General features: G+C 74.8%; 22 protein-coding genes. 4 read left to right on the top strand and 18 right to left on the bottom strand.

What is annotated here, in order from left to right; translation table 11 throughout:
- Positions 1 to 8 precede the first annotated feature (8 nt).
- The 15 genes from ACEZDE_RS03750 to ACEZDE_RS03680 form a co-directional block, all read right to left on the bottom strand.
- Positions 9 to 458 carry a CU044_2847 family protein gene (locus tag ACEZDE_RS03750; protein ID WP_380532012.1) on the bottom strand — a complete coding sequence of 150 codons (450 nt, stop codon included), beginning with the start codon at positions 456 to 458 and terminating at the stop codon, positions 9 to 11.
- A gap of 46 nt (positions 459 to 504) precedes the next feature.
- Positions 505 to 1,008 (bottom strand): flavin reductase family protein, encoded by a 504-nt coding sequence (locus ACEZDE_RS03745; RefSeq protein WP_380532353.1) that lies wholly within the window; start codon positions 1,006 to 1,008, stop codon positions 505 to 507.
- Between the two features lie 74 nt (positions 1,009 to 1,082).
- Positions 1,083 to 2,225 (bottom strand): LLM class flavin-dependent oxidoreductase, encoded by a 1,143-nt coding sequence (locus ACEZDE_RS03740; protein WP_380532009.1) that lies wholly within the window; start codon positions 2,223 to 2,225, stop codon positions 1,083 to 1,085.
- A 28-nt stretch (positions 2,226 to 2,253) separates the two neighbouring features.
- Positions 2,254 to 2,988 carry an alpha/beta hydrolase gene (locus tag ACEZDE_RS03735; RefSeq protein ID WP_380532006.1) on the bottom strand — a complete coding sequence of 245 codons (735 nt, stop codon included), beginning with the start codon at positions 2,986 to 2,988 and terminating at the stop codon, positions 2,254 to 2,256.
- Positions 2,985 to 4,130, bottom strand: a complete 1,146-nt coding sequence (locus ACEZDE_RS03730; RefSeq protein ID WP_380532003.1) for an LLM class flavin-dependent oxidoreductase — start codon at positions 4,128 to 4,130, stop codon at positions 2,985 to 2,987. The genes ACEZDE_RS03735 and ACEZDE_RS03730 overlap by 4 nt, the downstream gene beginning before the upstream one ends.
- A gap of 6 nt (positions 4,131 to 4,136) precedes the next feature.
- Complete coding sequence (locus ACEZDE_RS03725; RefSeq protein WP_380532000.1) at positions 4,137 to 5,318, bottom strand: acyl-CoA dehydrogenase family protein; 1,182 nt, start codon at positions 5,316 to 5,318, stop codon at positions 4,137 to 4,139.
- A gap of 43 nt (positions 5,319 to 5,361) precedes the next feature.
- Positions 5,362 to 6,456, bottom strand: coding sequence for an LLM class flavin-dependent oxidoreductase (locus ACEZDE_RS03720; protein ID WP_380531997.1), 1,095 nt, complete (start codon positions 6,454 to 6,456; stop codon positions 5,362 to 5,364).
- A 26-nt stretch (positions 6,457 to 6,482) separates the two neighbouring features.
- The gene (locus ACEZDE_RS03715; protein WP_380531994.1) at positions 6,483 to 7,487 is read right to left on the bottom strand and encodes an ABC transporter ATP-binding protein; all 1,005 of its coding nucleotides are present in this window, start codon (positions 7,485 to 7,487) and stop codon (positions 6,483 to 6,485) included.
- Complete coding sequence (locus ACEZDE_RS03710) at positions 7,484 to 8,509, bottom strand: ABC transporter ATP-binding protein (protein ID WP_380531992.1); 1,026 nt, start codon at positions 8,507 to 8,509, stop codon at positions 7,484 to 7,486. Before ACEZDE_RS03710 ends, ACEZDE_RS03715 begins: the two co-directional genes overlap by 4 nt.
- The gene (locus tag ACEZDE_RS03705) at positions 8,490 to 9,365 is read right to left on the bottom strand and encodes an ABC transporter permease (RefSeq protein ID WP_380531989.1); all 876 of its coding nucleotides are present in this window, start codon (positions 9,363 to 9,365) and stop codon (positions 8,490 to 8,492) included. Before ACEZDE_RS03705 ends, ACEZDE_RS03710 begins: the two co-directional genes overlap by 20 nt.
- Positions 9,362 to 10,405 (bottom strand): ABC transporter permease, encoded by a 1,044-nt coding sequence (locus ACEZDE_RS03700; protein ID WP_380531987.1) that lies wholly within the window; start codon positions 10,403 to 10,405, stop codon positions 9,362 to 9,364. The genes ACEZDE_RS03705 and ACEZDE_RS03700 overlap by 4 nt, the downstream gene beginning before the upstream one ends.
- Positions 10,402 to 11,958 carry an ABC transporter substrate-binding protein gene (locus ACEZDE_RS03695; RefSeq protein ID WP_380531984.1) on the bottom strand — a complete coding sequence of 519 codons (1,557 nt, stop codon included), beginning with the start codon at positions 11,956 to 11,958 and terminating at the stop codon, positions 10,402 to 10,404. The genes ACEZDE_RS03700 and ACEZDE_RS03695 overlap by 4 nt, the downstream gene beginning before the upstream one ends.
- A 368-nt stretch (positions 11,959 to 12,326) precedes the next feature.
- A complete protein-coding gene (locus ACEZDE_RS03690) occupies positions 12,327 to 13,139 on the bottom strand; it encodes an SAM-dependent methyltransferase (RefSeq protein WP_380531981.1) in 813 nt (270 codons plus the stop codon).
- A 108-nt stretch (positions 13,140 to 13,247) separates the two neighbouring features.
- On the bottom strand, positions 13,248 to 14,147 hold the full coding sequence (locus ACEZDE_RS03685) for a DsbA family protein (RefSeq protein ID WP_380531980.1): 900 nt from the start codon (positions 14,145 to 14,147) through the stop codon (positions 13,248 to 13,250).
- Complete coding sequence (locus tag ACEZDE_RS03680; protein WP_380531978.1) at positions 14,144 to 14,554, bottom strand: RrF2 family transcriptional regulator; 411 nt, start codon at positions 14,552 to 14,554, stop codon at positions 14,144 to 14,146. The genes ACEZDE_RS03685 and ACEZDE_RS03680 overlap by 4 nt, the downstream gene beginning before the upstream one ends.
- A gap of 110 nt (positions 14,555 to 14,664) precedes the next feature.
- On the opposite strand from ACEZDE_RS03680, the gene ACEZDE_RS03675 reads away from it, so the two are divergent.
- A complete protein-coding gene (locus tag ACEZDE_RS03675; RefSeq protein ID WP_380531976.1) occupies positions 14,665 to 15,177 on the top strand; it encodes a cupin domain-containing protein in 513 nt (170 codons plus the stop codon).
- Between the two features lie 71 nt (positions 15,178 to 15,248).
- Here ACEZDE_RS03675 and ACEZDE_RS03670 read toward each other — a convergent pair whose 3' ends face one another.
- Both ACEZDE_RS03670 and ACEZDE_RS03665 read right to left on the bottom strand, forming a co-directional pair.
- Positions 15,249 to 17,462 (bottom strand): SpoIIE family protein phosphatase, encoded by a 2,214-nt coding sequence (locus tag ACEZDE_RS03670; protein ID WP_380531973.1) that lies wholly within the window; start codon positions 17,460 to 17,462, stop codon positions 15,249 to 15,251.
- Positions 17,463 to 17,523: 61 nt separating this feature from the next.
- On the bottom strand, positions 17,524 to 18,144 hold the full coding sequence (locus tag ACEZDE_RS03665) for a TetR/AcrR family transcriptional regulator (protein WP_380531970.1): 621 nt from the start codon (positions 18,142 to 18,144) through the stop codon (positions 17,524 to 17,526).
- Positions 18,145 to 18,250: 106 nt separating this feature from the next.
- Here ACEZDE_RS03665 and ACEZDE_RS03660 point away from each other — a divergent pair, with 106 nt between their 5' ends.
- Positions 18,251 to 18,814, top strand: a complete 564-nt coding sequence (locus ACEZDE_RS03660; RefSeq protein WP_380531968.1) for an NAD(P)H-dependent oxidoreductase — start codon at positions 18,251 to 18,253, stop codon at positions 18,812 to 18,814.
- Between the two features lie 71 nt (positions 18,815 to 18,885).
- Here ACEZDE_RS03660 and ACEZDE_RS03655 read toward each other — a convergent pair whose 3' ends face one another.
- The gene (locus ACEZDE_RS03655; protein ID WP_380531965.1) at positions 18,886 to 19,242 is read right to left on the bottom strand and encodes a hypothetical protein; all 357 of its coding nucleotides are present in this window, start codon (positions 19,240 to 19,242) and stop codon (positions 18,886 to 18,888) included.
- Positions 19,243 to 19,370: 128 nt separating this feature from the next.
- Between ACEZDE_RS03655 and ACEZDE_RS03650 the strand changes: the two genes are divergently transcribed.
- Positions 19,371 to 19,970: a helix-turn-helix domain-containing protein gene (locus tag ACEZDE_RS03650; RefSeq protein WP_380531962.1), complete on the top strand. Its 600-nt coding sequence runs from the start codon at positions 19,371 to 19,373 to the stop codon at positions 19,968 to 19,970.
- The gene (locus ACEZDE_RS03645; protein WP_380531959.1) at positions 19,967 to 21,259 is read left to right on the top strand and encodes an MFS transporter; all 1,293 of its coding nucleotides are present in this window, start codon (positions 19,967 to 19,969) and stop codon (positions 21,257 to 21,259) included. The genes ACEZDE_RS03650 and ACEZDE_RS03645 overlap by 4 nt, the downstream gene beginning before the upstream one ends.
- Positions 21,260 to 21,389: the final 130 nt, after the last annotated feature.

Genomic DNA, 21,389 nt, shown 5'->3' with positions numbered 1-21,389 from the left:
CGGACCGGTCATGCGGCGGCGTCGGGCGGTTCCGTCCCCGGCTCCTCGATCAGCGGATCGGGTTCCTGGTCCGCCTCGGCGGGGTGCGCGTCGTCCTGGTGCCGGTGGTGCCGCCAGGTGGCGGCGACGGTCAGATTGGCCTCGCCGCGCCCGCCGACGATGCCGAGCTGCAGGTTGCTGGCCAGCTTCACCCCGAGGGTGACCGTCACCTCGTCCGGGGAAAGCCTGCTGACAGTGCTGCGGACCGCGCCCAGCACCGGGACGAGCGGCCGGAGCACCTCCTCCAGCTTCTGCCCGGCCTGGGTCACCACGTCGTGGGTGCGGCCGACCGGGCTGATCGGGGCGGCGGCTCCGGGAAAGCCCTCCTCGGTGGTGTCGGACACCCCGGCCGGCGGCTGGAACACCTCCAGCAGAACGCTCGTGCCGTCCTCGAAGCTGAACTCGACGAAATCCCCCATGGCCGACACTATGGCAGCAAGTGGCTTGATTCGTCAGGGTATTGGGTCAGCTCAGCGGACGGAACGCACCGAACGCGCCGCCGTGGTGCAGCAGCGGCCGTCCCGCGCCGCCGTCACCGCCCGCCGCCAGCACCTCGCCGACCACCAGCAGGTGGTCGCCGACCCGCTGCCGCAGCACCGGACGGGCCGTCAGCCAGGCCGGGACGCCGTCCAGCAGCGGCACCCCCTGCGGCCCCGGCGACCACCCGGTCCCGGCGAAGCGGTCGACGCCGCTGCGGGCGAAGCGCTCCGCGATCGCGCGCTGGTCCTCGCCGAGCACGTGCGCGGCGAAGACGTCGGCGTCCAGCACCGCCCCGGCGGTGGACGCGGTGCGGGAGAGGTAGAAGGAGACCAGGGCCGGTTCCAGCGAGACCGAGCTGAACGAGGTCGCGGTGAAGCCGGCCGGGCCGGGCACCGTCAGCACGGTGACGCCCGCGGCGTGGCGGCGCAGGGTGCGGCGGAGCAGGTCCGCGGGGGCGAGGGTGTCGGTGAGGTCGCTGGTGACGGTCATGTCGGAGTCCTTGTCGGTCGAGGGCGGGGGCGAGGTGGTCGTGGTGCTGGTCGTGGCGGTGCGGTGCGGTGCGGTCACCGCGGGACGGGGACGAAGTGCAGCGGGTGTGCGGCGGGCCCGTCGGCCAGCAGGCCGTCGCGGCGGAGCAGCGGGAGCACGCCCTCGCCGAACCAGTGGGCCTCCTCCAGGTGCGGCTGGCCGGACAGCAGGACGTGCTCCACGCCGAGGGCGTGGTACTCGGCGAGCCGTTCGGCGACCTGCTGGTGGCTGCCGACCAGGGCGGTCCCGGCGTGGCGGCGCAGCAGCCCGAAGCCGGCCCAGAGGTTGGGCGAGACCTCCAGGCCCTCGCGGCTGCCGCCGTGCAGCGCGGTCATCCGGCGCTGGCCCTCGGAGGAGGTGCGGGCCGCGCGGGCCTGGGCCAGCGCGACGGCGGCCGGGTCCATCGCCGCCAGCAGCCGGTCGGCCTGCGCCCAGGCCTCCGCCGCGGTGTCCCGGGTGATCACGTGCACCCGCACCCCGGCGGCCACCCGCCGTCCCTGACGCCGCGCCAGCTCCCGCAGCCGGGCCAGCCGCGGCGCCAGGTCGCCGGGCGGCTCGCCCCAGCTGAGGTGGACGTCGGCGAAGGCGGCGGCGGCCTCCAGCGCGGGCCCGGAGGAGCCGCCGAGGAACACCGGCGGCACCGGGTCGGGCGCCTCGGCGACGGTCGCGCCGCGGACCCGGTAGTGCGCGCCCTCGTAATCGAAGGGCTCGCCGGACCAGGCCCCGCGCAGCACCCGGAGCCACTCGGCGGTGCGGGCGTAGCGGGCGTCGTGGTCCAGCCAGTCGCCGAAGCGGTGCTGCTCCTCGTCGTCCGATCCGGTGACCACGTTGAGCCGCAGCCGTCCGGTCGAGACCCGTTGGAAGGTGGCCGCCATCTGGGCGGCCAGGGTGGGGGTGACCGCGTCGGGGCGCAGCGCGACCACGAAGCCGATCCTGCGGGTCTCCCTGAGCAGGGCGGCGGTGGTGATCCAGGGGTCCTCGCACCAGGTCCCGGCCGGGGTGAGCAGCGACTCGAAGCCGAGGCGCTCGGCCGCGCGGGCCACGTCGGCGAGGTAGTCGATGCCCGGGGCGCGGTCGGTGGGGCGGGGCGCGGCGGTGGCGATCCGCGAGTGCGCCCAGCCGACCACGTCCCGGCCGTCGCCCGAGGTGGGCAGGTACCAGTGCGGGTGCAGGGCCATGGGGGCCTCCTCGGGCGAACGGACGGGGTCAGTTCTCGCGGACGGTGACGAGCACGGGCAGCTGCGGGCCGGTGCGGAGCCGCTCCAGCCAGTGCACGACGGTGGCCGCGACGCTGCGGTGGGAGAGGTCGTTGAGCGCGTCGTGCCTCCCGTCGGCGACGGTGGCCAGCACCGCACGGGGCAGCCGGGCGGCCAGCGCCCGGGTCCCGGCCACCGGGGCCACCGCGTCGGCCTCGCCGTGCACCAGCAGCACCGGCAGGCCGCCGAGCAGGGGCACGGCCGCCTCCGCCGCCGCGGCCAGCTCGGCGGGCACCGGGACGGCCAGCGCGCCGCGGTCGAACCCGGGGTCGGCCGCCAGCCGCCCCCGGTGCGCCGGGCAGGCGGTGCGGACGGCCAACTCAGCCTCCCAGTCGCCGGGTGACGGTGTGTCAGCCACTGGCCCGGCGTCAGTCACCGTCGGGGTGCCGACCAGCAGCAGCCCGTCCCAGCGCGCCGACGGGTCGGCGGCGGCGGCCAGGGCCCGCAGCGCGCCGGTGTCGGATCCGGCCAGCACCAGCGGCGCGGCCGGGCCCGGGGGAAGCTGCCCGAGGTCGGGCGTCTCCAGTACGTGCACCGCGTAGGCGTCGGCGGAGAGGCGTCGGCCGAGCCGCTCGTAGACGCCGGGGTGCTCGCCCCGGCCCGGCAGCAGCACCACCGTGCCGCGCTGCGCCAGGCTCTCGGGCGGGTACCAGCTCGCGGTCCTGCTCGCGACCGGGGCGCTCATCGGACGCCGCCGACCGCGACCGGTGCGGACGCGGCGGCGCGCTCACGGCGGGCGACCCCCGCGCGGACCAGCGGAAGCAGCCGCTCGCCGTAGTCGGCGACGTCCTCCAGCGGGTCGTAGCCGCGGATCAGCAGGGTGGTGACGCCGATGTCGACGTAGTCCAGCAGCGCCTGCGCCACCGTCTCCGGGGTGCCGACCAGGGCGGTCGAGTTCCCGGCCGCGCCGGTCGCGGCGGCCGGGGCGGTCCACAGCGCGCGGTCGTGCAGCTCGCCCTTGGCGGCGGCGGCCAGCAGCCGCTGCGAGCCGGTGTTCTGCGGGTTGGCGCCGGGCCCGGTCGGCAGGATGTCGCGCCTGCTGCCGACGAAAGAACCGGCCGTGCCACGGGACCTGATGGTCTCCAGGATGCGGTGCGCCCGCTCCCAGGCCGCGTCCTCGGTCGCGCCCAGGATCGGCCGGAACGAGACGCTGATCCGCGGCGGGGTGGTCCGTCCGGCGGCGAGGGCTGCGGCGCGGACCGAGGCGATCTGCTCGGCGGTCTCCGCCAGCGGCTCGCCCCACAGCGCGAACACGTCGGCGTGCTTGCCGCCGACCCGGTAGGCGGCGGGCGAGGAGCCGCCGAAGTACAGCGGGATGCGCGGGCTCTGAGCCGGCTTCACCTCGGCGTGGAAGTCGGCGAAGCGGTAGTAGTCGCCGTCCAGGCCGAACGGCTCGTCCTCGGTCCAGGCCCGCTTGAGGACGTCCAGGTACTCGTCGGTGCGGGCGTAGCGCTCGTCCTTGGGCAGGTGGTCGCCGTCGCGGCGCTGCTCGGCGTCGTGGCCGCCGGTGATGATGTGGACCGCGACCCGGCCGCCGGAGAACTGGTCCAGGGTGGCGAAGGTGCGGGCGGCCAGGGTCGGCGCGACGAAGCCGGGGCGGTGCGCGACCAGCAGCCCGAGCTTCTCGGTGTGCGCGGCGACGTGCGCGGCGACCTGGGCGCCGTCCGGGCTGCTGGAGCCGTAGCCGATCAGGATCCGGTCGAAGCCGGCCTCCTCGTGGGCACGGGCGAAGCGGCGGGTGTAGTCGGGGTCGACGACCGGTCCCGACGGGGGCCGGACCTCGGAGACGTCCCGGGTGCCGATCATGCCGATGAATTCGACGGTCATGGGGTGTCAGTTGCTTTCCGTGAGAGGGGGGACGGGGCCCAGCGCGGCCCGTCCTGCGGCCAGGAGCGACATGTCGTCCTGGGGGGTGTGCACCCGGCTGCAGAGCACGTCGCGCAGGTGCCGTTGCAGCGGGTTGTGGTAGGTCAGACCGTGGTTGCCGGTCAGCGCCAGGGCCTGCTCGACCGCGCCGACGGCGGCCCTGGTGCCCAGCACCTTGGCGCCGGCGGCCTGTTCGGCCGCCGTCGGGTCGCCGCCGTCGACGTCCTCGGCCAGCGCCCGGACCAGCCGCTCGGCGCCGCCGAGGGCGGTGTCGATCTCGCCGACGGCGGTCTGGAACCGCGGCAGCGAGGCCAGCGGCGCACCCAGCGCGGTCGGGGTCCGCTGGTGCAGGAAGCCGGTCAGCCAGTGCTGCGCGGCGCGGGCCACGCCGAGGTAGAGGGCGGTCAGCCCGAGCGCGTTCCAGGCCCCGCCGACGACGTCCCGGCCGCCGCCCGCGCCCGGTCCGGCCAGTCCGGCGACGTGGCCCAGTGGCACCCGGACCCGGTCCAGCAGCACGTCGTCGCTGCGCGAGGCGCGCAGGCCGACATGGTCCCAGGTGGGCAGCACGGTGACGCCCTCGGCGCCGCCGCGGACCAGGAACGAGCCGACCCGGGTCGGCGTCTCGTCGGTGCGGGCCCAGACCAGCATCCAGCCCAGCGCCTCGGCCCCGGTCGAGAAGATCTTGTGCCCGGTCAGCTCCCAGTGGTCGTCCCGCCGCCGGGCCACCGTGGCCGGCAGTCCGCCGCGCACCGGCGAGCCCAGCTCCGGTTCCACCCGCAGCGCGTTGACCAGCACCGGACGGTTGGACGCCGTGTGCAGCAGCTGCTCGTAGGCGTCCTCGGGCCAGTGGCCGGAGCGGGCCTGCGCGGCATGGGTGAACAGGGTCATCGCGGTGACCAGGGCCACCGCCGGGTCCCCGGCGCCGAGCGCCCGCAGGATGCGGACAGTGTCGGCCAGTCCGTGGCCGGGGCCGCCGAACCGCTCGCCCACGGTGGCGGTGAGCAGCCCGGCCTCGTGGACGGCGGCCACGCCCGGGTAGGGGAAGGTGGCGTGCCGGTCGTGTTCGGCGGCGTCGGCCGCGAGCACGGCGGTCAGCCGGGGCAGCCGGTCCAGCGCGGGGGCGGGGAGCCGCGGCGGTGCCTGGGTCATGGCTCGGGGTTCCTGTCCACGGGGGAGCGGGCGGGGCGGCGGCTCACGCGCTGACCAGCCGCCGGTTGCCGACGAAGGACTGACGCTCGGTCTGCTCCCGGACCAGCGAGACCAGGTGGCCGTAGTCGCGGGCGTCGGCCAGCGGGTCGAAGCCGCGGATCAGCAGGGTGCCGACGCCCAGTGCGGTGTAGTCCAGCAGCGACTCGGCGACCTGCTCGTAGGAGCCGACCAGCGCGGTGGAGTTCCCGGCCGCGCCGGTGGCCTTGGCCACCGCGGTCCACAGCCGCTTGTCGTGCACGTCGCCCCGGGCGGCCACGTCCAGCAGCCGCTTGGAGCCCTCCTGCGCGGAGTGGTCCAGGTTGAAGGCCTTGCGCAGCTCGCCGGAGCGCTCCTTGGTGAGCCGCAGGATGTCCTCGGCCCGCTTCCAGGCCTCGGCCTCGGTCGCGGCCGGGATCGGCCGCAGGCTGACGCTGAACCGCGGCTCCCGCCCGTGCGCCGCGGCGGCCGTGCGGACCTGCGCGATCCGGTCGGCGATCCCGGCCAGCGGCTCGCCCCAGAAGGCGTAGACGTCGGCGTGCCTGGCCCCGGCCCTGACCGCGTCGTCGGAGGCGCCGCCGAAGTACACCGGGATCGGCTGCGACGGCAGCAGCGCCGACCTCCCGCCCCGGACCTGGTAGAACTCGCCGTCGTAGTCGAAGGGTTCGGTCGAGGTCCAGGTCCTGCGGACCACGTCGAGGAACTCGTCGGTCCGGCGGTAGCGGGTCGGCTTGTCGCTCAGGTCGCCGTCGCGGGCCTGGTCGGCGTCGTCGCCGCCGGTGATCACGTGCAGCGCGATCCGGCCGGGGTGGAACGCGTCCAGGGTCGCGTACTTGCGGGCGGCCAGGGTCGGCGAGACGAAGCCGGGGCGGTGCGCCAGCAGCACGCCCAGCCGGTCGGTGTGGGTCAGCACCTGGTCGGCGACGGTGAAGCCGTCCGGACTGGCCGAGGAGTGCGCGACCAGCACCCGGTCGAAGCCGGACGCCTCGTGCGCGCGGGCCAGCTCCTTCACATAGGCCGGATCGATCACGGTCCAGGCGTCGGCCCCGGCGCTCTCGCTGAACGGGGCGGTGTTGGCGATGCCGATGAACTCGATGGACATTGGTCGTCCCTCTTCCTGTCGATGCGTCAATGAGTAGTGAGGGCAGGCTCGGTGAGCCCGTCGTGCCAGTTGTCGGCGTGGTGGCAGGCGACCTCGCGCCCGCCCGCGCGGCGCTGCGCCGCCGGGGCCTCCCGGCAGGCGTCCGCGACGAACGGGCACCGCCCGGCGAACCCGCAGCCGCTCCCCGGCCCGCCCTCGGCACCGGCCCCGCTCCACGCCGGGCGCGGGCCCAGGGCCCGCAGCCGCTCCGGTGGCAGCCCCGGCTCCCGTCGCAGCCGCGGCGCGGACGCGGTCAGCAGCGCGGTGTACGGGTGCAGCGGCCGGGACAGCACCTCGGCCGTCGGCCCCTGCTCCACCACCCGCCCCCGGTACAGCACCGCGATCCGGTCGGCGATCCCGGCCAGCGAGCTGAGGTCGTGCGAGATGACCACCACCGCGACGTCCAGCTCGTGCCGCAGCCGGTCGAACAGCCGCAGCACGTGGTTGCGGTTGGACGCGTCCAGCGCGCTCACCGGCTCGTCCGCCAGCAGCAGCCGGGGCCGGGTGACCACCGCGCGGGCGATCGACACCCGCTGCCGCTGGCCGCCGGACAGCCGTCCGGGCAGCCGGTCCGCCAGCGCCGGGTCCAGGCCGACCTGCCGCAGCGCCGCCGCGGCCCGCTCGGCCCGCTGCTCCCTGCTGCCGGCGCCGGTCACCGCCAGCGGCTCGGCGACCAGGTCACGCACCGTCAGATCCGGGTCCAGCGACCGCAGCGGGTCCTGGAACAGGTACTGCACCGCGCCCGACCTGCGGTAGTCGCGCAGGGCCCGGCCGCGCAGCCCGGTCAGCTCGGTGCCGTCCACGGTGATCCGGCCGGCGGTCACCGGCGAGAGGCCGACCACCGCCCGCGCCAGCGTGGTCTTGCCGGAGCCGGTCTCGCCGATGACGCCCAGCACCTCCCCGGAGCGCGCCTCCAGCGAGACCCGGTCCAGCACCCGCCCGCCCCGCCCGAACGCCACCGACAGACCGTCGACGTCCAACAGCGCCGTCATGTCCCCGCCTCCTGGAGTACCGTCCCCGACAGCGCCAGCTCGTCCGCCCGCAGGCAGCGGGTGCGCCGCCCGCCCGCGTCGCCGAAGGCCCGCAACGGCGGCGGCGCCGCGGAGCAGGCCTCCCGCGCGTAGTCGCAGCGGTCCGCGAACCGGCACCCGGCCGGGGCCGCCCCGGCCTCCGGCGGGCGGCCGGGGATCACCGCCAGCTCGCGCCGCTCCCAGTCGCCGACCGAGGCCACCCGCAGCAGCGCCTGGGTGTAGGGGTGCGCCGGACGCGTCAGCACCTGCTCGGTCGGGCCGTCCTCGACGATCTCCCCGGCGTAGAACACCAGGATCCGGTCGCAGACCTCGGCCACCACCGCCAGGTCGTGGCTGACCAGCAGCAGCGCCAGGCCGTGTTCGGCCCGCAGCCGCGCCAGCAGGTCCAGCACCTCCGCCTGGACCACGGTGTCCAGCGCGGTGGTGGCCTCGTCGGCGACCAGCAGCTCCGGCTCCCCGGCGACGGCGGTGGCGATCAGCACCCGTTGCAGCATCCCGCCGGACAGCTCGAACGGGTAGCGGTGGAACACCTGCTCCGGCCGGTGCAGCCCGACCGAGCCCAGCAGCTGCACCGACCGGCGCCGGGCCTCGGCCCGGGAGAGGCCGTGCCGCACCCGCAGCGGCTCGGCCAGCTGCCGGCCCACCGTCAGCGAGGGGTTGAGGTAGGAGGCCGGATCCTGGAACACCGCGCCCAGGTCCACCCCGCGCAGCCGCTCCCAGCCGCGCCGGTCCAGCGCGGTCAGCTCGGTGCCGGACAGCACCGCCGACCCCCGCGACACCGCGCAGCCCGGCGGCAGCACCCCGAGCACCGAGCGGCAGGTCAGCGTCTTCCCGCTGCCGGACTCGCCGACCAGGCCGACCGCCTCCCCGGCCCGCACCGTGAACGACACGTCCCGCACGGCCTCGGTGGACCCGCCGTCGACGGTGATGTGCAACCCGTCCACGGCCAGCACCGGCGACCCGCTAAGCGGCGATCCGGACATCTGCCCTCTCCTCACTCGGTTCGGCCACCGGCGCCGGTTCGACCCGGTCGATCCCGTCCCTGATCGCGTCCGCCAGCAGGTGCAGCGCACCGACGGTGACCATGATCAGCAGGCCCGGCAGCAGCGGCGCCCACGGCTGCTGGGCCAGGAAGCCCAGGTCGGAGGCGAGCATTCCGCCCCAGGTCGGGGCCGGGGGCTGGACCCCGAGCCCGAGGAAGGTCAGCGAAGCGACCGTCAGCAGCGCCGTGGCCAGCGCCTGCGCGGTGGTCACCGCGACCGTCGGCAGCACCTTGCTCCAGATGTGCCGCCGCAGTACCCAGCTGCGCGAGGCCCCCATCAGCTCGGCCGCCTCCACGTACGGCACCTGCCGCAGCCCCAGCGCGGCGGCCCGGGTGACCCGGAAGAACAGCGGGGCCAGCAGCACCCCCAGCGACAGCATCGCCTGGTGCAGCCCGTTGCCGAGCACCCCGACCGCCGCGATCACGAACAGCGTGAACGGCAGCGACATCAGCGAGTCCACCGCCCGTAGCGAGATCCACTCGAAGGCCCGGCCGAGCCAGAGCGAGGCCAGGCCGGGGACGATCCCCAGCACCAGTCCCGCGCCGACCGCCTCCAGCGCCCCGGCCACGGACAGGCCGGTCCCGGCGAGCAGCCGGCTGAGCACGTCCCGGCCGAGGTAGTCGGTGCCGAGCAGGTGCGCGCCGCTCGGCCCCTGCAGCACCCGCGCGGTGTCCTGGGCCAGCGGGTCCTGCGGCGCGAGCTGCCCGCCGAACACGGCCAGCACCCCGACCAGCAGCAGCACCCCCAGCGCGACCCGGGCGATCGGCACCCGCCAGGTGTTCCGGAAGGTCCTCATCCGGTCACCCCTTCCCGACGGGCCCGCTCGCGGCGCCGCCCGGCCGGGTTGAGCGCGGTCAGCCCGGCGTTCACGGCCAGGTTGGCGACCAGCACCACGGCGACCGTGACCAGCAGCGTGCCCTGGATCACCGGCACGTCGTGCTCCTGCGCGGCCTGCAGCGACAGCTGCGCGATCCCCGGCAGGTTGAAGATCCGCTCGGTCACCACCGCGCCGCCGATCAGCATCGGCACGCTCATCCCCAGCACTGTCAGCGCCGGCCCCGCCGCGTTCCGCAGCACATGCCCGAACAGCACCCGCCGCCGGGACAGGCCGCGCATCGACGCGCCGGTCACGTAGTTCTCCCGGAGCGCCCCCACCAGCGAGGTCCGCAGCTGCCGGGCGATCCCGGCCGCCGCCTCCAGGCTCAGCGCGAAGGCCGGCAGCAGCGAGAACCGCAGCCACTGCCCCGGATCCTGCCCGAACGGGACGTAACCCCCGGACGGCAGCAGCCCGAACTGCACCGACACGATCGCGATCAGCCCGATCGCGATCACGAAGGCGGGCAGCGTCCCCAGCACCGCGCACACCCCGGTGACCGCGCGGTCCACCCGGCCACCGTCGCTGAGCGCGGCGGCGATCCCGCCCGCGCCGCCGATCAGCACCGCCATCAGCAGCGCCAGACCGGCCACCGACAGGTCCACCGGCAGCGCCTGCCCGATGCTCTGCGACACCGGGACGGTGGTGAACCAGGAACGCCCCAGGTCGCCGTGCAGCGCGTGGCCCAGCCAGGAGGCGAACTGCAGCGGCAGCGGCCGGTCCAGCCCGAACTGGTGGTTCATCCGGGCGATGTCGGCCGGGGTCGCGGTGTCGCCGAGCACCGCCGCGCCCGGGTTGGCGCTGGACAGCGCGCCCAGCCCGAAGGTCAGCAGCGAGGACAGCAGGAACACCGAACCCGTCGTCAGCAGCCCGCGCCCCAGAGGCTTGGGCGCCCGCGCCGCGCCGCCCAGCAGCCCCCGCAGCCGCAGCCCGCCCGGGTCCGCCACGCCGATCGCGCTCATCCGGCGGTCACCCCCTCGAACCGCTGCACCACGACGTCGGCCGGGATCGGCGAGACGCTGCGGTGCCGGGCCAGGATCCGCGGCACGGTGTAGAGGAAGACGTTGGGCATGGTGCGCACCGCCAGCGCGGTCGCGGCCTGGAGCACCTTCGGGTAGTCGGGGGAGTCCAGCGGCGTCGCCGACACCTTGGCCACCGCCGCCAGCAGCTCCGGCGGGGTGCTCCGGCCCGGGTTCATCAACCCCTGCTGCCCGAACAGCACTTGGAACGCCTGCGCCGCCGAGTCGCGTCCGGCGAACTGGTCGGTGAACAGCTGCTGCGAGTGCTGGACGTAGACCACCTGGGTGGCGGTCGCCTGCGGGATCACCTTGATCGTGGCGTTGACGCCGATCGCCTTCAACTGCGCCTGCACCTGCTCCGGCAGGCCCTCGGCCGCCGAGGTGGTCAGGGTCAGCTCCAGGCCGTTCGGGTGGCCCGCCTTGGCCAGCAGCGCCTTGGCCCTGGCCGGGTCGTAGGGGTAGAGGCCGTCCGAGGCCGGATCGTGTCCGACGTAACCGGGCGGGAAGGGCTGGTTGCTGACGCTGCCGTAGCCGAACTGCTGGGTCTTCAGCAGGGCCTGACGGTCGATCGCGTACTGCAGCGCCAGTGCCACGTCCGGGTCGTCGAACGGCGCCTGCCCGGCGTTGACGTCCAGCACCGCGACCACCATCGAGGGGATCACCTGCACTTCGAGCCCGGCCGCCTTGGCCGCGGCGACCTGGCTGCCCGGGATCTGCGCCACGTTGTACTGGCCGGACTGCAGCGAGGCGATCACCGTCGAGGCGTCCGGCAGCGGGTAGACCTCGAAGTTCTCCAGCTTGATGTTCGCCGCGTCCCAGTAGCCCGGGTTGCGCTTCAGCACCGCCCTGGCGTTCTGGGTGTAGGAGGTGAGGGTGAAGGGACCGGCGCCGACCGGCTGGGTGGCCAGCCCGGCCGGGTCGCCCTCGAAGGCCTTCGGGCTGACGATCATCCCGGTCTTCCCGGCCAGCAGACTGGGTATCTGGTAGTCGGCCTGACTGAGCGTCAGCACCACCGTGGACGGGGTGCTCGCGGTCACCTTGGCGACGTGCGCCAACTGGGCCGACACCAGCGACTTGGGGTCGGTGCGGCCCCGGTCCAGACTCTTCTTCACCGCGGCGGCGTCCAGCGCGGTGCCGTCGCTGAAGGTCAGCCCCGGCCTCAGGGTGAAGCTGATCTCGGTGCCGTCCGCGTTGTAGGTCCAGCCCGAGGCGAGCGCGGGGACCGGGTTGCCGTGCGGGTCCAGCTTGGTCAGCGCCGAGTAGACCAGCGAGAGGTCGTGGACGTCCCAGCCCGCCGAGGAGAAGACCGGGTCCCAGGAGGTCGGCAGCGCCCACCCCCACTTGACGGTGCCCTGCGAGGCTCCGGCCGCGCCGGTCGAGGAGGAGCCGCTTCCGCAGGCAGTCAGGGCGACGGCGGCGCCGGCGCCGAGGCCGAGTCCGAGGAACGAGCGTCTGGCCAGCGGGCTCGTGCCGGGGGAGGTCGGGGCAGCAGTCATGACGGATCGTCACCTTCTGTGGAGGCGCGCCGAATCACCCCTCAACCGGGGGTGCGGGCAGCGCGCGGCGCCGCGACGGCGCGGGCAGGGGAGTTCAGGGAGTGGTCGCGCCGGAGGGCGCGGGAAAACGGGACGGAGTCCGTCGGAACCGACCGGGGCGCGGAGGCCGCAGCTGGGGCCGCGGCGGAAGCGCGGCGTGCGGGGCCCGGGGTCGGCAGGTCAGCGACAGAGGGCGCTGGAGGTGCGCCGCAGGTCCACGTAGCGGCACACCACGGCGGGGTGCGTCGTAAGCATGTGCCCATCCTGGCGGGGCGAGCGCGCGCTGTCAATGGACACCAAAAGGTGTCCCATTGGGCGGACGCCGCGGACTACACCCGCTGGGCGACCAGCCCGAGCTGCGGCAGCGCGTCGGCGAGCGGGCCGGGGTTGTCGCCGAAGTTGGGCCGCCAGTGGGTGCACGGCACGATGCCCGGCTCCACCGGGCGGAAGCCGGGGATCAGCGCGGCCAGCTCCTCGGCGGAGCGCAGCTTCATCGGCGCCACCAGCCGGGAGTAGCGCGCGATGGCCTCGTTCATCCGCTCCTCGGCGCCCGGCTTGAGCGCCGCGTGGGACAGCACCAGGTAGCTGCCCGCGGGCAGTCGGGCGTGGTAGGCGGCCAGGATGTCGGCCGCCTGCTGGTCGTCGGTGACGAAGTGCAGCACCGAGGCCATCAGTATCGCGATCGGCGCCGGGCCGGACGGGTCCAGCAGCCGCACCACGTCCGGGTCCGCCATGATCGCGGCCGGGTCCCGCAGGTCGCCGTGGACGCTCGCGGCGCGGTCGGTGGCGGCGTTGGTCTGCAACTGGCGCTCGCGCACCACCAGCGGGTCGTTGTCGACGTAGACGGTCCGCGCCTGCTGCGGCACGATCTCGTGGATGTTGTCGATGGTGGGGATGCCCGCCCCCAGGTCGAGGAACCCCTCGACGCCGATGCCGGCCAGGTAGTGGACGCTGCGCTGGACGAAGGCCAGGTTCGCCTTCAGTACGGCTGGGAGCTCCGGCATCGCCGCCAGCACCTGCTCCGCGGCCCGCGCCTCGACCTCCCTGGCGTGACCGCCGCCCAGGTACTTGTCGTAGAACCGCGCGGTGGTGGCCCCCGGGACGGTGCGCTCGGGTTCCGGCCTTGCGGCGTCCTGCGGCATCTGCGAAGCCCTCCCCCTCGGCGGCGGGCCACCAGGCCTACCCGCGGACCACTTTGATGATCAGTCTAGTGCCTCGTCGGCCCGGCCGGTGGCCGGTTGCCCAGGCAGTTACGGCTGTCCGCGCAGCGCCGGGTGCCCGGCGGCCTCGTCCGGGTGGAACCACAGCGCGGCGCCCGCGGTGTCCACCCGCACCGCGTCCGCGGCGACCGGGCCGCCGGTGGTCAGCAGCGCCGACTCGGCCGCGGTGAGGCTCCGGTGCAGGGCGAGCGCGGCGGCCGGGGACAGCCGCTCCGGCCCGGCCTGCACCGGGACGCCGAGCTGCCGCAGCGCCTCCGCGTAGGCGGCCGGCGGACGCCACCCCGGCACCAGCCGGTAGGCCGTCGGCGTGCGCAGCAGCAGGGTCGGCAGGGCGTAGCGGAAGCCGTCGTCCAGCTCCTTCGCGCGGCCCGGATGCGGGGGCGGGCCGACCAGGTCGAGCACCTCCGGCAGCGGGGCACGGGCCTCGGCCCGGTCCGCCCGCACCGAGGCCAGCACCGCCGCGGACGCCGCGTCGGCGCGCAGCCGCTCAGGGTCCAGACCGGGCACGTCGCGGACGCAGTCGCGCACCCGGGCCCCGGTGTCGGCGGGCCGTCCCAGCACGAACACCGACTCCCGCAGTCGGCGCAGCACCCGCTCGGCGACCGCGGGCCCCTGCGCCTCGGCGGCGCGGGCGGCGAGCGAGGCGGGCCAACTGCTCCGGGCCACCCGGTCCAGCGCGGCGGCGCGCGGAGCGCCGGTGTGCCCGGCGACCTCGGCCAGGTAGCGGCCGTACCAGGCGGCCTCGACGGCCGGGTCCGGCGCGGGGTCGTCGTCGGCGTCGAACAGGATCGCGTAGGCCCGGCGCCAGCGCGCCCGTCCGGCCAGCACCGCCCGGAGCTGTCGGAAGGCGGGCTCCGAGCCCCAGGCCCAGGGGCAGAGCGGGTCGGTGTACTCGACCACCTCCAGCTCCGGCCGGGCGTCCGCGGTCACACCGGGACCCGTTCGGCCAGCAGCGAGCCGACGCTGGTCCCGGCCAGGATCCGGCGGGCCTGCGCCTCGACGTCGCGCCAGACGTCCGGCACCCCGGCGGCGGGGCCGGGGTAGGCCAGGCCGCCCAGGGTCTCCCCGCGCAGCGTGATCAGCTCGCCGTCCACGGCCAGGGCCACGTCCAGCAGGGTGATCTCCTCGGCCGGCCGGCCCAGCCAGTACCCGCCCTCGCAGCCGCGCTGGCTGCGCACCAGCCCGGCCCGGCGCAGGTCGCCGACCACGGACTTGAGGAAGCGGAACGGGATCTCCTGCGACGAGGCAATGGTCTCGCAGGTGAGCGGACGCGCCGTGTCCTGGGCGAGTTCGAGCAGGGCCCGCACGGCGTAGTCCGCCTTCGCGGAAATGTGCATGCCCGTCATTATCCCCGCGGGCGGCCCCGGCAGCAATGGACACCTCTTGACATCCTTTCGCCGCGGCTCCTACCGTCGGCTGCACCGAGACCCCTCCCAGGACGGCCCCGATGAGCACCGACCGAGCCACCTCCGCCTGCGACGGCTTCCACCCGGACCTGCCGGACCACCCGCCGCACGGCCGTGCCGCCGACCCGTCCGCGCGCAGCCGAGTGCACCACATCCGCGCCGACGACCTCGACGGCGACACCGCGCAGACCGGCGGCATGCGCCGGTTCGCGGCGGTCAGCGGCGCGCGGGTCGGCTCGGAGCGGATGTGGATGGGGCAGACCCATGTCGCCCCGGCGACCTCCTCGGCCGACCACCACCACGGCGCGTCCGAGACCGCGATCTACATCGTCAGCGGCCACCCCGAGTTCGTCTTCCTGGCCGAGGCGGAGGACGGCGAGCAGGAGGTCCGGCTGCGCACCGGCCCCGGCGACTACGTCTTCGTCCCCCCGTTCGTCCCGCACCGCGAGGAGAACCCGGACCCGTCGGTCGAGGCCGTGGTCGTCATCGCCCGCAGCACCCAGGAGGCGGTGGTGGTCAACCTCCCCGCACTGACGGTCCACCACCCCGGCTGAGCCGGGCGACCACCGGTACGAGGCGGGCCGCTGGACCGGGCTGCGGGACTGACGGGCAGTCAATTCCTGGCTCAGTCGCCGGGGGCTTCGTCCAGGTCGAACCAGATGGCCTTGCCCTCGCCGCGCGGCTGCATGCCCCAGCGGTCGGAGAGGAGGTCCAGCAGGATCAGGCCGCGGCCGGAGGAGGCCATCTCGCCGGGGGAGCGGCGGTGGGCCAGCTCGTCGCTGCGGTCCGCGACCTCGATCCGGAGCTGCCGGAACCCGGCCGGGCCCGACATCGAGGCGACCAGCGCGGCCTCGGTCTCGGTGTGCACCAGGACGTTCGCCAGCAGCTCCGAGGCCAGCAGCACCGCCGCGTCGACCTGCTCGGGCGCGGCCCAGTCGTGCATGATCGCGCGCAGCTCCTGCCGGGCGCCGGAGATCCGTTCCGGCTGGTCCTGGGCCACCGTCAGCACCAGCCGCCGGCCGGGCGGCTCCGGCAGCTGGTCGACCGAGTCGCGGCGGAGCAGCAGCAGCGCGATGTCGTCCTCGCGCCGGTCGGCGAGGTGCCCCGGGCCCTCGTGCGAGGCGGGCCCGTGCACGGCCCGGATCAGCGCGTCCGCCATCCCCTCCAGGTCGTCGGCCGGGCCGGGTGACATGGTGTCACGGACCCGGACCCAGCCGGAGTACATGTCGTGGCCGCCGGTCTCGATCAGCCCGTCGGTGCACAGCAGCATCACCTCCCCGGACTGCAGCTCCATGGTGGTGACCGGGTAGTCCTCCTCGTCCGGCATCAGCCCCAGCGGCAGGCCGCCCTCGACGTGCCGGATCAGGCAGGTGCCGTCGGGGGTGCGGATGACCGGGTGCGGGTGTCCGGCGCGGGCGATCTGCAGGGTGCCGCGGGCCGGGTCGGCCTCGATGTAGACGCAGGTCGCGAACCGGTCCTCGTCCAGCGCGGCCAGGAAGCGCGAGGTGCGGGCCAGCACCGCGTCCGGGCGGTGGCCCTCGGCGGCGTAGGCGTGCACCGCGGTGCGCAGCTGCGCCATCAGCCCGGCCGCGTGCACGTCGTGGCCCTGGACGTCGCCGATCACCAGCGCCATCCGGCCCTCGGGCAGGTCGATGATGTCGTACCAGTCGCCGCCGACCATCAGCCCGCCGCCGGTGGGGACGTAGCGGGTGGCCACGCTGATGCCGGGCGCGGCGGGCGCGCCGGTGCCCATGCTGCGGCGCAGGCCGCGGGAGAGGGCGCGTTCGGACTCGTTGGTGTGGGCGCGTTCGAGCGCGTGCGCCAGCATCCGGGCGACGGTGGAGAGCACCGCGCGCTCGTCCGGGGAGAACCGCACCGGGGTGCGGAAGGAGGCGAGCCAGGCCCCGGTGGTGCGTCCGGCGGTGACCAGCGGCAGGAAGGCCCAGGAGCGCCGTCCGAAGCCGGTGGCCAGCGGCCAGGTGGCCGGGAACCGGTGCTGGTACTCCTCCGGGGAGGACAGGTACACCGCGCGGCCGGTGCGGACCACCTCGGCGGCGGGGTAGTCGGTCTCCAGCGGCATGGTGAAGCTCTGTTCGGCGCCCTTCTGGTGCCCGTGCTGCCCGACCACGGTCAGCATCCCGCCCTCGGAGCCGAAGACGGCGAGGCCGTCGGGGGAGAACCCGGGCATCGAGAGCGACGCGACCACCCGCAGCACCTCGCTGGTGGTCCCGGCCTCGGCCAGCGCGCGACCCGCGTCCAGGAGGAACGCCTCGCGGGAGCGGCGCAGGTGCCGCGGCGCCGGGTCGGCCGGGTACGGGCGGCCCGGGTCGGGCGGGGCCGGGCGTCCCGGGTCGGGCGGGTGCACCCCCTGGTTCAGCGCGTCGATCTGCCGCCGCTCGGTCGCCAGCGGCCCACCCCCGCCCTCGGTGCCCCCGCCCTCGGCGCCCGCGCCCGCTGTGCCGCCGTCCAGCGCGGTGCCCTGCAGCTGGTAGCCGCTCCGCGGCGGGCCCACCGCCACCTGCAGGTGCAGTACCCGCAGCAGCCGCTCCTGCTCGGTCAGCACCCGTACCCGCAGTTCGAACGGTCGCCGCTCGGAGACGGCGAGCGCCGCGGTCGAGCGCAGCCGGATGAAGTCCTCGGCGTGCAGCAGCGACCGCAGCCGCCGTTCCGGCAGCAGGGCGACCGTGTCGTCGAGCCCGAGCAGCCGGGCGCAGGCCGGGTCCAGTTCCAGCGCGCCCGCCTCGCGGTTCCAGCGCCAGACTCCGATGCCCGCAGCGCTCAGGACGTCCCCGGCGCGCAGCGGCAGCGCGAGGTCGTCGTGCTCGTCGGCCAGGCCCATCGGAATTGCCCCTTCCGCCTCCATGGATGACCCCACGGAAGGAATATACGGACAAAGCCTATTACGTCGGACTTCCAACAGGCCCGGCCAGGGCCACCAGGTCGCGCCAGCCGTCCTCGATCCGCTCCGCGGAGAAGTGCCGCTGCCGGTGCAGATGGTGCAGCAGGGCCGGTTCCAGATAGCCGACCAGGGCCTGTGCGAGCGGTTCCACGTCCCCGCCGCGACCGGCGCAGCCAGCCTGTCGCAGCAGGGTACAGACATGGGTGACGCGCAGGGCCCTGGCCGGCACCAGACATCGCTTGGTCGCGCACGGCTCGGCCGCCAGCAGTACGTCCAGGTAGCGCAGTTCGAAGCGGACCGTGGCGACGCCGAACGCCTCCAGCCGCTCCAGCGGGTCCGCGCCCGGCCCCAGCGGCGGCGGGCCGGTCATGAAGGCGTGCTGGTACTCCTGCTCGGCGTGGTCGATCAGGGCGAGCATCAGCCCGGCCCGGTCGCCGAAGCGCCGGAACAGGGTGCCCTTGCCCACGCACGCGGCGGCGGCCACGGCCTCCATGGTGACGTGCTCGGCTCCCTGCTCGGCGACCAGCGCCGCAGCCGCGTCCAGCAGCCGGACCCGGTTGCGCGCGGCGTCGGCGCGTTCACGCGGGGGCTGTCCGAGGACGGGGAGTTCTGAGCGGTCCATGCGCTCAGGATAGTCCGAAAAAGAGAAAGTGGACCGCAGTCCGCTTTTGCTGCTACACCTGTACTCGCACACCTCGCCCCGCCTGCCATCACTTCAGGAGTTCCCCGTGTCCGTACGCATCCTCGCCCTCGTCGGCAGCCTCCGCGCCGGCTCGCACAACCGCCAGCTCGCCGAGGCCGCGGTCCAGCACGCCCCCGAGGGCGTCGAGATCGTGATCCATGAGGGCCTCGCCGAGATCCCCTTCTACAACGAGGACATCGACGTCGAGGGCGACGTGCCCGCCGCGGCTGCCAAGCTGCGCGAGGCGGCCGGTTCGGCCGATGCCTTCCTGCTGTTCTCCCCGGAGTACAACGGCACCGTCACCGCCGTGCTGAAGAACGCCATCGACTGGCTGTCCCGCCCGTACGGGGCCTCCGGCTTCGCCGGAAAGCCGGTCGGCGTGGTCGGCACCGCCTACGGCCAGTTCGGCGGCCTGTGGTCGCAGGACGAGGCCCGCAAGTCGGTCGGCATCGCGGGCGGCGTCGTGGTCGAGGACGCCAAGCTGTCGGTCCCCGGCTCGGTGGTCCGCTTCGCCGAGCTGCACCCGAAGGACGACGCCGAGGTCGTGGAGCAGCTGCCGCTGGTCCTGGCCCGCATCGCGGAGGCCGTCAACGCCGCGCCGGTCGCCTGACCCGCTGTCATATCATCAGGGCGCACCCGATCGGGCCGGTTCCGCTGTCGCGGACCGGCCCGATCGGTGTGTCAGACCAGGTCACTGGTCAACCGGGTGACCACCGAGAGCGACTGCTCCAGCGTGTCCACGGCCTCCAGTGCGGTCTTCAGCGAGTCGGCTATCTTCTCGCGGCGTTCCGGGACGGTGTCGTGCCCGGCCGCGCCCGAGGTGATCCGCACCTGGTCGCCGTCCGCGAGCACGTTCAGGCCGATGCCGAGCTGCTCCAGAGCCTGCGGCAGCCGCTGGGCCAGTGTCCGCAGTGCGTGCGCGACGTCGTAGACGTCACCGGGGGAGTCGTAACCACCTTTCAGTGTCTCGTAGTTGAGCGAGCGGATCTCGTCCGCGGCAGCTCGTGCGTACTCGTACGGTGCGCGATTCTGGTCCATCGGCATCCTTCCGGGGGGTGAGGGAGATCTTAGGTCCCGTCCCTGGGGGAGCCGCAGCCGGAACATTGCAGTAACTATTTTGCGGGAATCCTATTGCAGAAGGAATCTACTGCATCTACGGTGAAGCCATGAACGAACCCGCCGCCCCGCGCCGGCTCACCGACCCGGACATGCTCAAGGGCCTGACCCACCCGCTGCGCCGCCGGCTCTACCGGCTGCTGCTGCAGCTCGGCCCGGCCACCGTCACCCTGCTCGGCGAGCATGTCGAGGCCGACCCGGGGCAGCTCAGCTACCACCTGCGCGAGCTGGGCCGGCGCGGCTTCATCGAGGAGGCGCCGGAGCTGGCCAGGGACCGGCGCGAGCGCTGGTGGCGGGTGGTGCCCGGTGCGGTCTCCTGGTCCGTCGACCAGTTCACCGACCCGGCCGACCGCGCCGTCGCCGAGACGGTGCACCGGGACATGGTCGCCGACCAGTTCGAGCGGCTGCGCGCGTTCCAGGCGGCCAAGCAGGAGTGGCCGCCGGAGTGGATCGCCGCCAGCACCACCTCCAACAACTACCTGCGCCTCACCTCCGACGAACTGACGGTCCTGAACCACGAGTTGAACCAGCTGTTGCAGCGCTGGTCGGCGCTCGGCCGGATCGACCCGGCGACCCGTCCGGACGAGCGCCCCGACGACCGGCGCGAGAACGTCTTCCTCTTCCTGCACGCCTTCCCGGAGAAGCCATGACCGCCGCTGCCACCGCCCCCGCCGCCACGACCGCCGGTACGTCCGCCGCCGCCCCGCCCTCCTCGGTGCTGCGGGACCGCCCCTACCGGCGCTATCTGACCGGCCAGAGCCTGTCCCAACTGGGGGACCAGGTCTGGTGGGTGGCCCTGTCCTGGACCGCGGTGCAGCTCGGCTCGGCGGGCACCGCGGGCCTGCTGCTCACCGTCTCCTCGGTGCCCCGGCTGCTCCTGCTGCTGTTCGGCGGGGTGATAGCCGACCGCTACGACATCCGCCGACTGATGATCGGCAGCGACGCGGCCCGGGTACTGGTCACCCTGCTCGCCGCCGGGGCGGTGCTGCTCACCCCCAGCCTCGCCGTGCTCGCCGCGCTGGCCGTGGTCTTCGGCACCGTGGACGCGCTGTTCCTGCCCGCCGCCGGGGCGATGCAGCCCCGGCTGCTGCGTCCCGAGCAGTACGCGTCCGGGGCGGTGGTCGCCAACATGGCGGCCAGGATCGCGCTGGCCCTGGGCGCGCCGCTGGGCGGTCTGGTGGTCGCCCTCGGCGGGGTGCCGCTCGCGCTGGTGGTCGACGCGGCGACCTTCGCGGTCTCGCTCGGCACCCTGGCCACGGTCCGGCCGAGGCCCCTCCCGGGCGCGGCGGGTGACGCCGGGTCCGCCGCCCCGAGGCCGCCGCGCGGCTCCTACCTCGGCGACTTCCGCTCCGGGTTCGCCTTCCTGGCCCGGCACCGGGTGCTCGGCCCGCTCACCCTGGTGATCCTGCTGACCAACCTGGGCTTCGTCGGCCCGATGAACATCGGCATGGCCGAGCTGTCCGCGGACCGCGGTTGGGGCGCGGGCGGCATCGGCCTGATGCTCACCGGCTTCGGCCTCGGCGCGGCGGCCGGGGCGCTGCTGACGACCCGTCTGCGCTCGACCCGGCGGCCCGCGCTGTGGATCACCGGCTGCGGCGCGGTCGAGGGCGTCGCCCTGCTCGGCACGGCCTTCGCGCCGACCCTGGGGCTCGCCGTCGCCACCACCGCGCTGATCGGGCTGTGCAGCGGCCCGATGGCGGTGCTCTGCTCGGTGCTGACGCAGCGGCACACCCCGGACGAGTTCCGCGGCCGGGTCTCCTCCTTCAACGCCCTGATCTCGCTCGGGGTGGTGCCGCTGGCCTCGGCCGCCACCGGCTTCGCCATCGCGGCGGTCGGCCTGGACCGCGCCTACGCCCTGTGCGCGGCACTGGAGGCGGCCGGACTGCTGCTGCTGTTCGCCCCGGGCTTCCGCCGGGCCGGGATCGCCTCCGCCCCGTGAAGATTGGTCCAGACCTTGCGCAGCCCTTTGTTCATGAGTTGAAATATGGGCGGAACGAGCTGGGCGCGGCCGGAGCGGACCGTGCCCAGTGCTGTCATGCCCATGGCATTCCCTGACCCCCACCGAAGGG

It is taken from the genome of Streptacidiphilus cavernicola, from assembly GCF_042510955.1.
GTDB lineage: Bacteria > Actinomycetota > Actinomycetes > Streptomycetales > Streptomycetaceae > Streptacidiphilus > Streptacidiphilus cavernicola.
The sequence above is the reverse complement of the archived record's forward strand: the minus strand, read 5'-3'. Positions and strand labels throughout refer to the sequence as shown.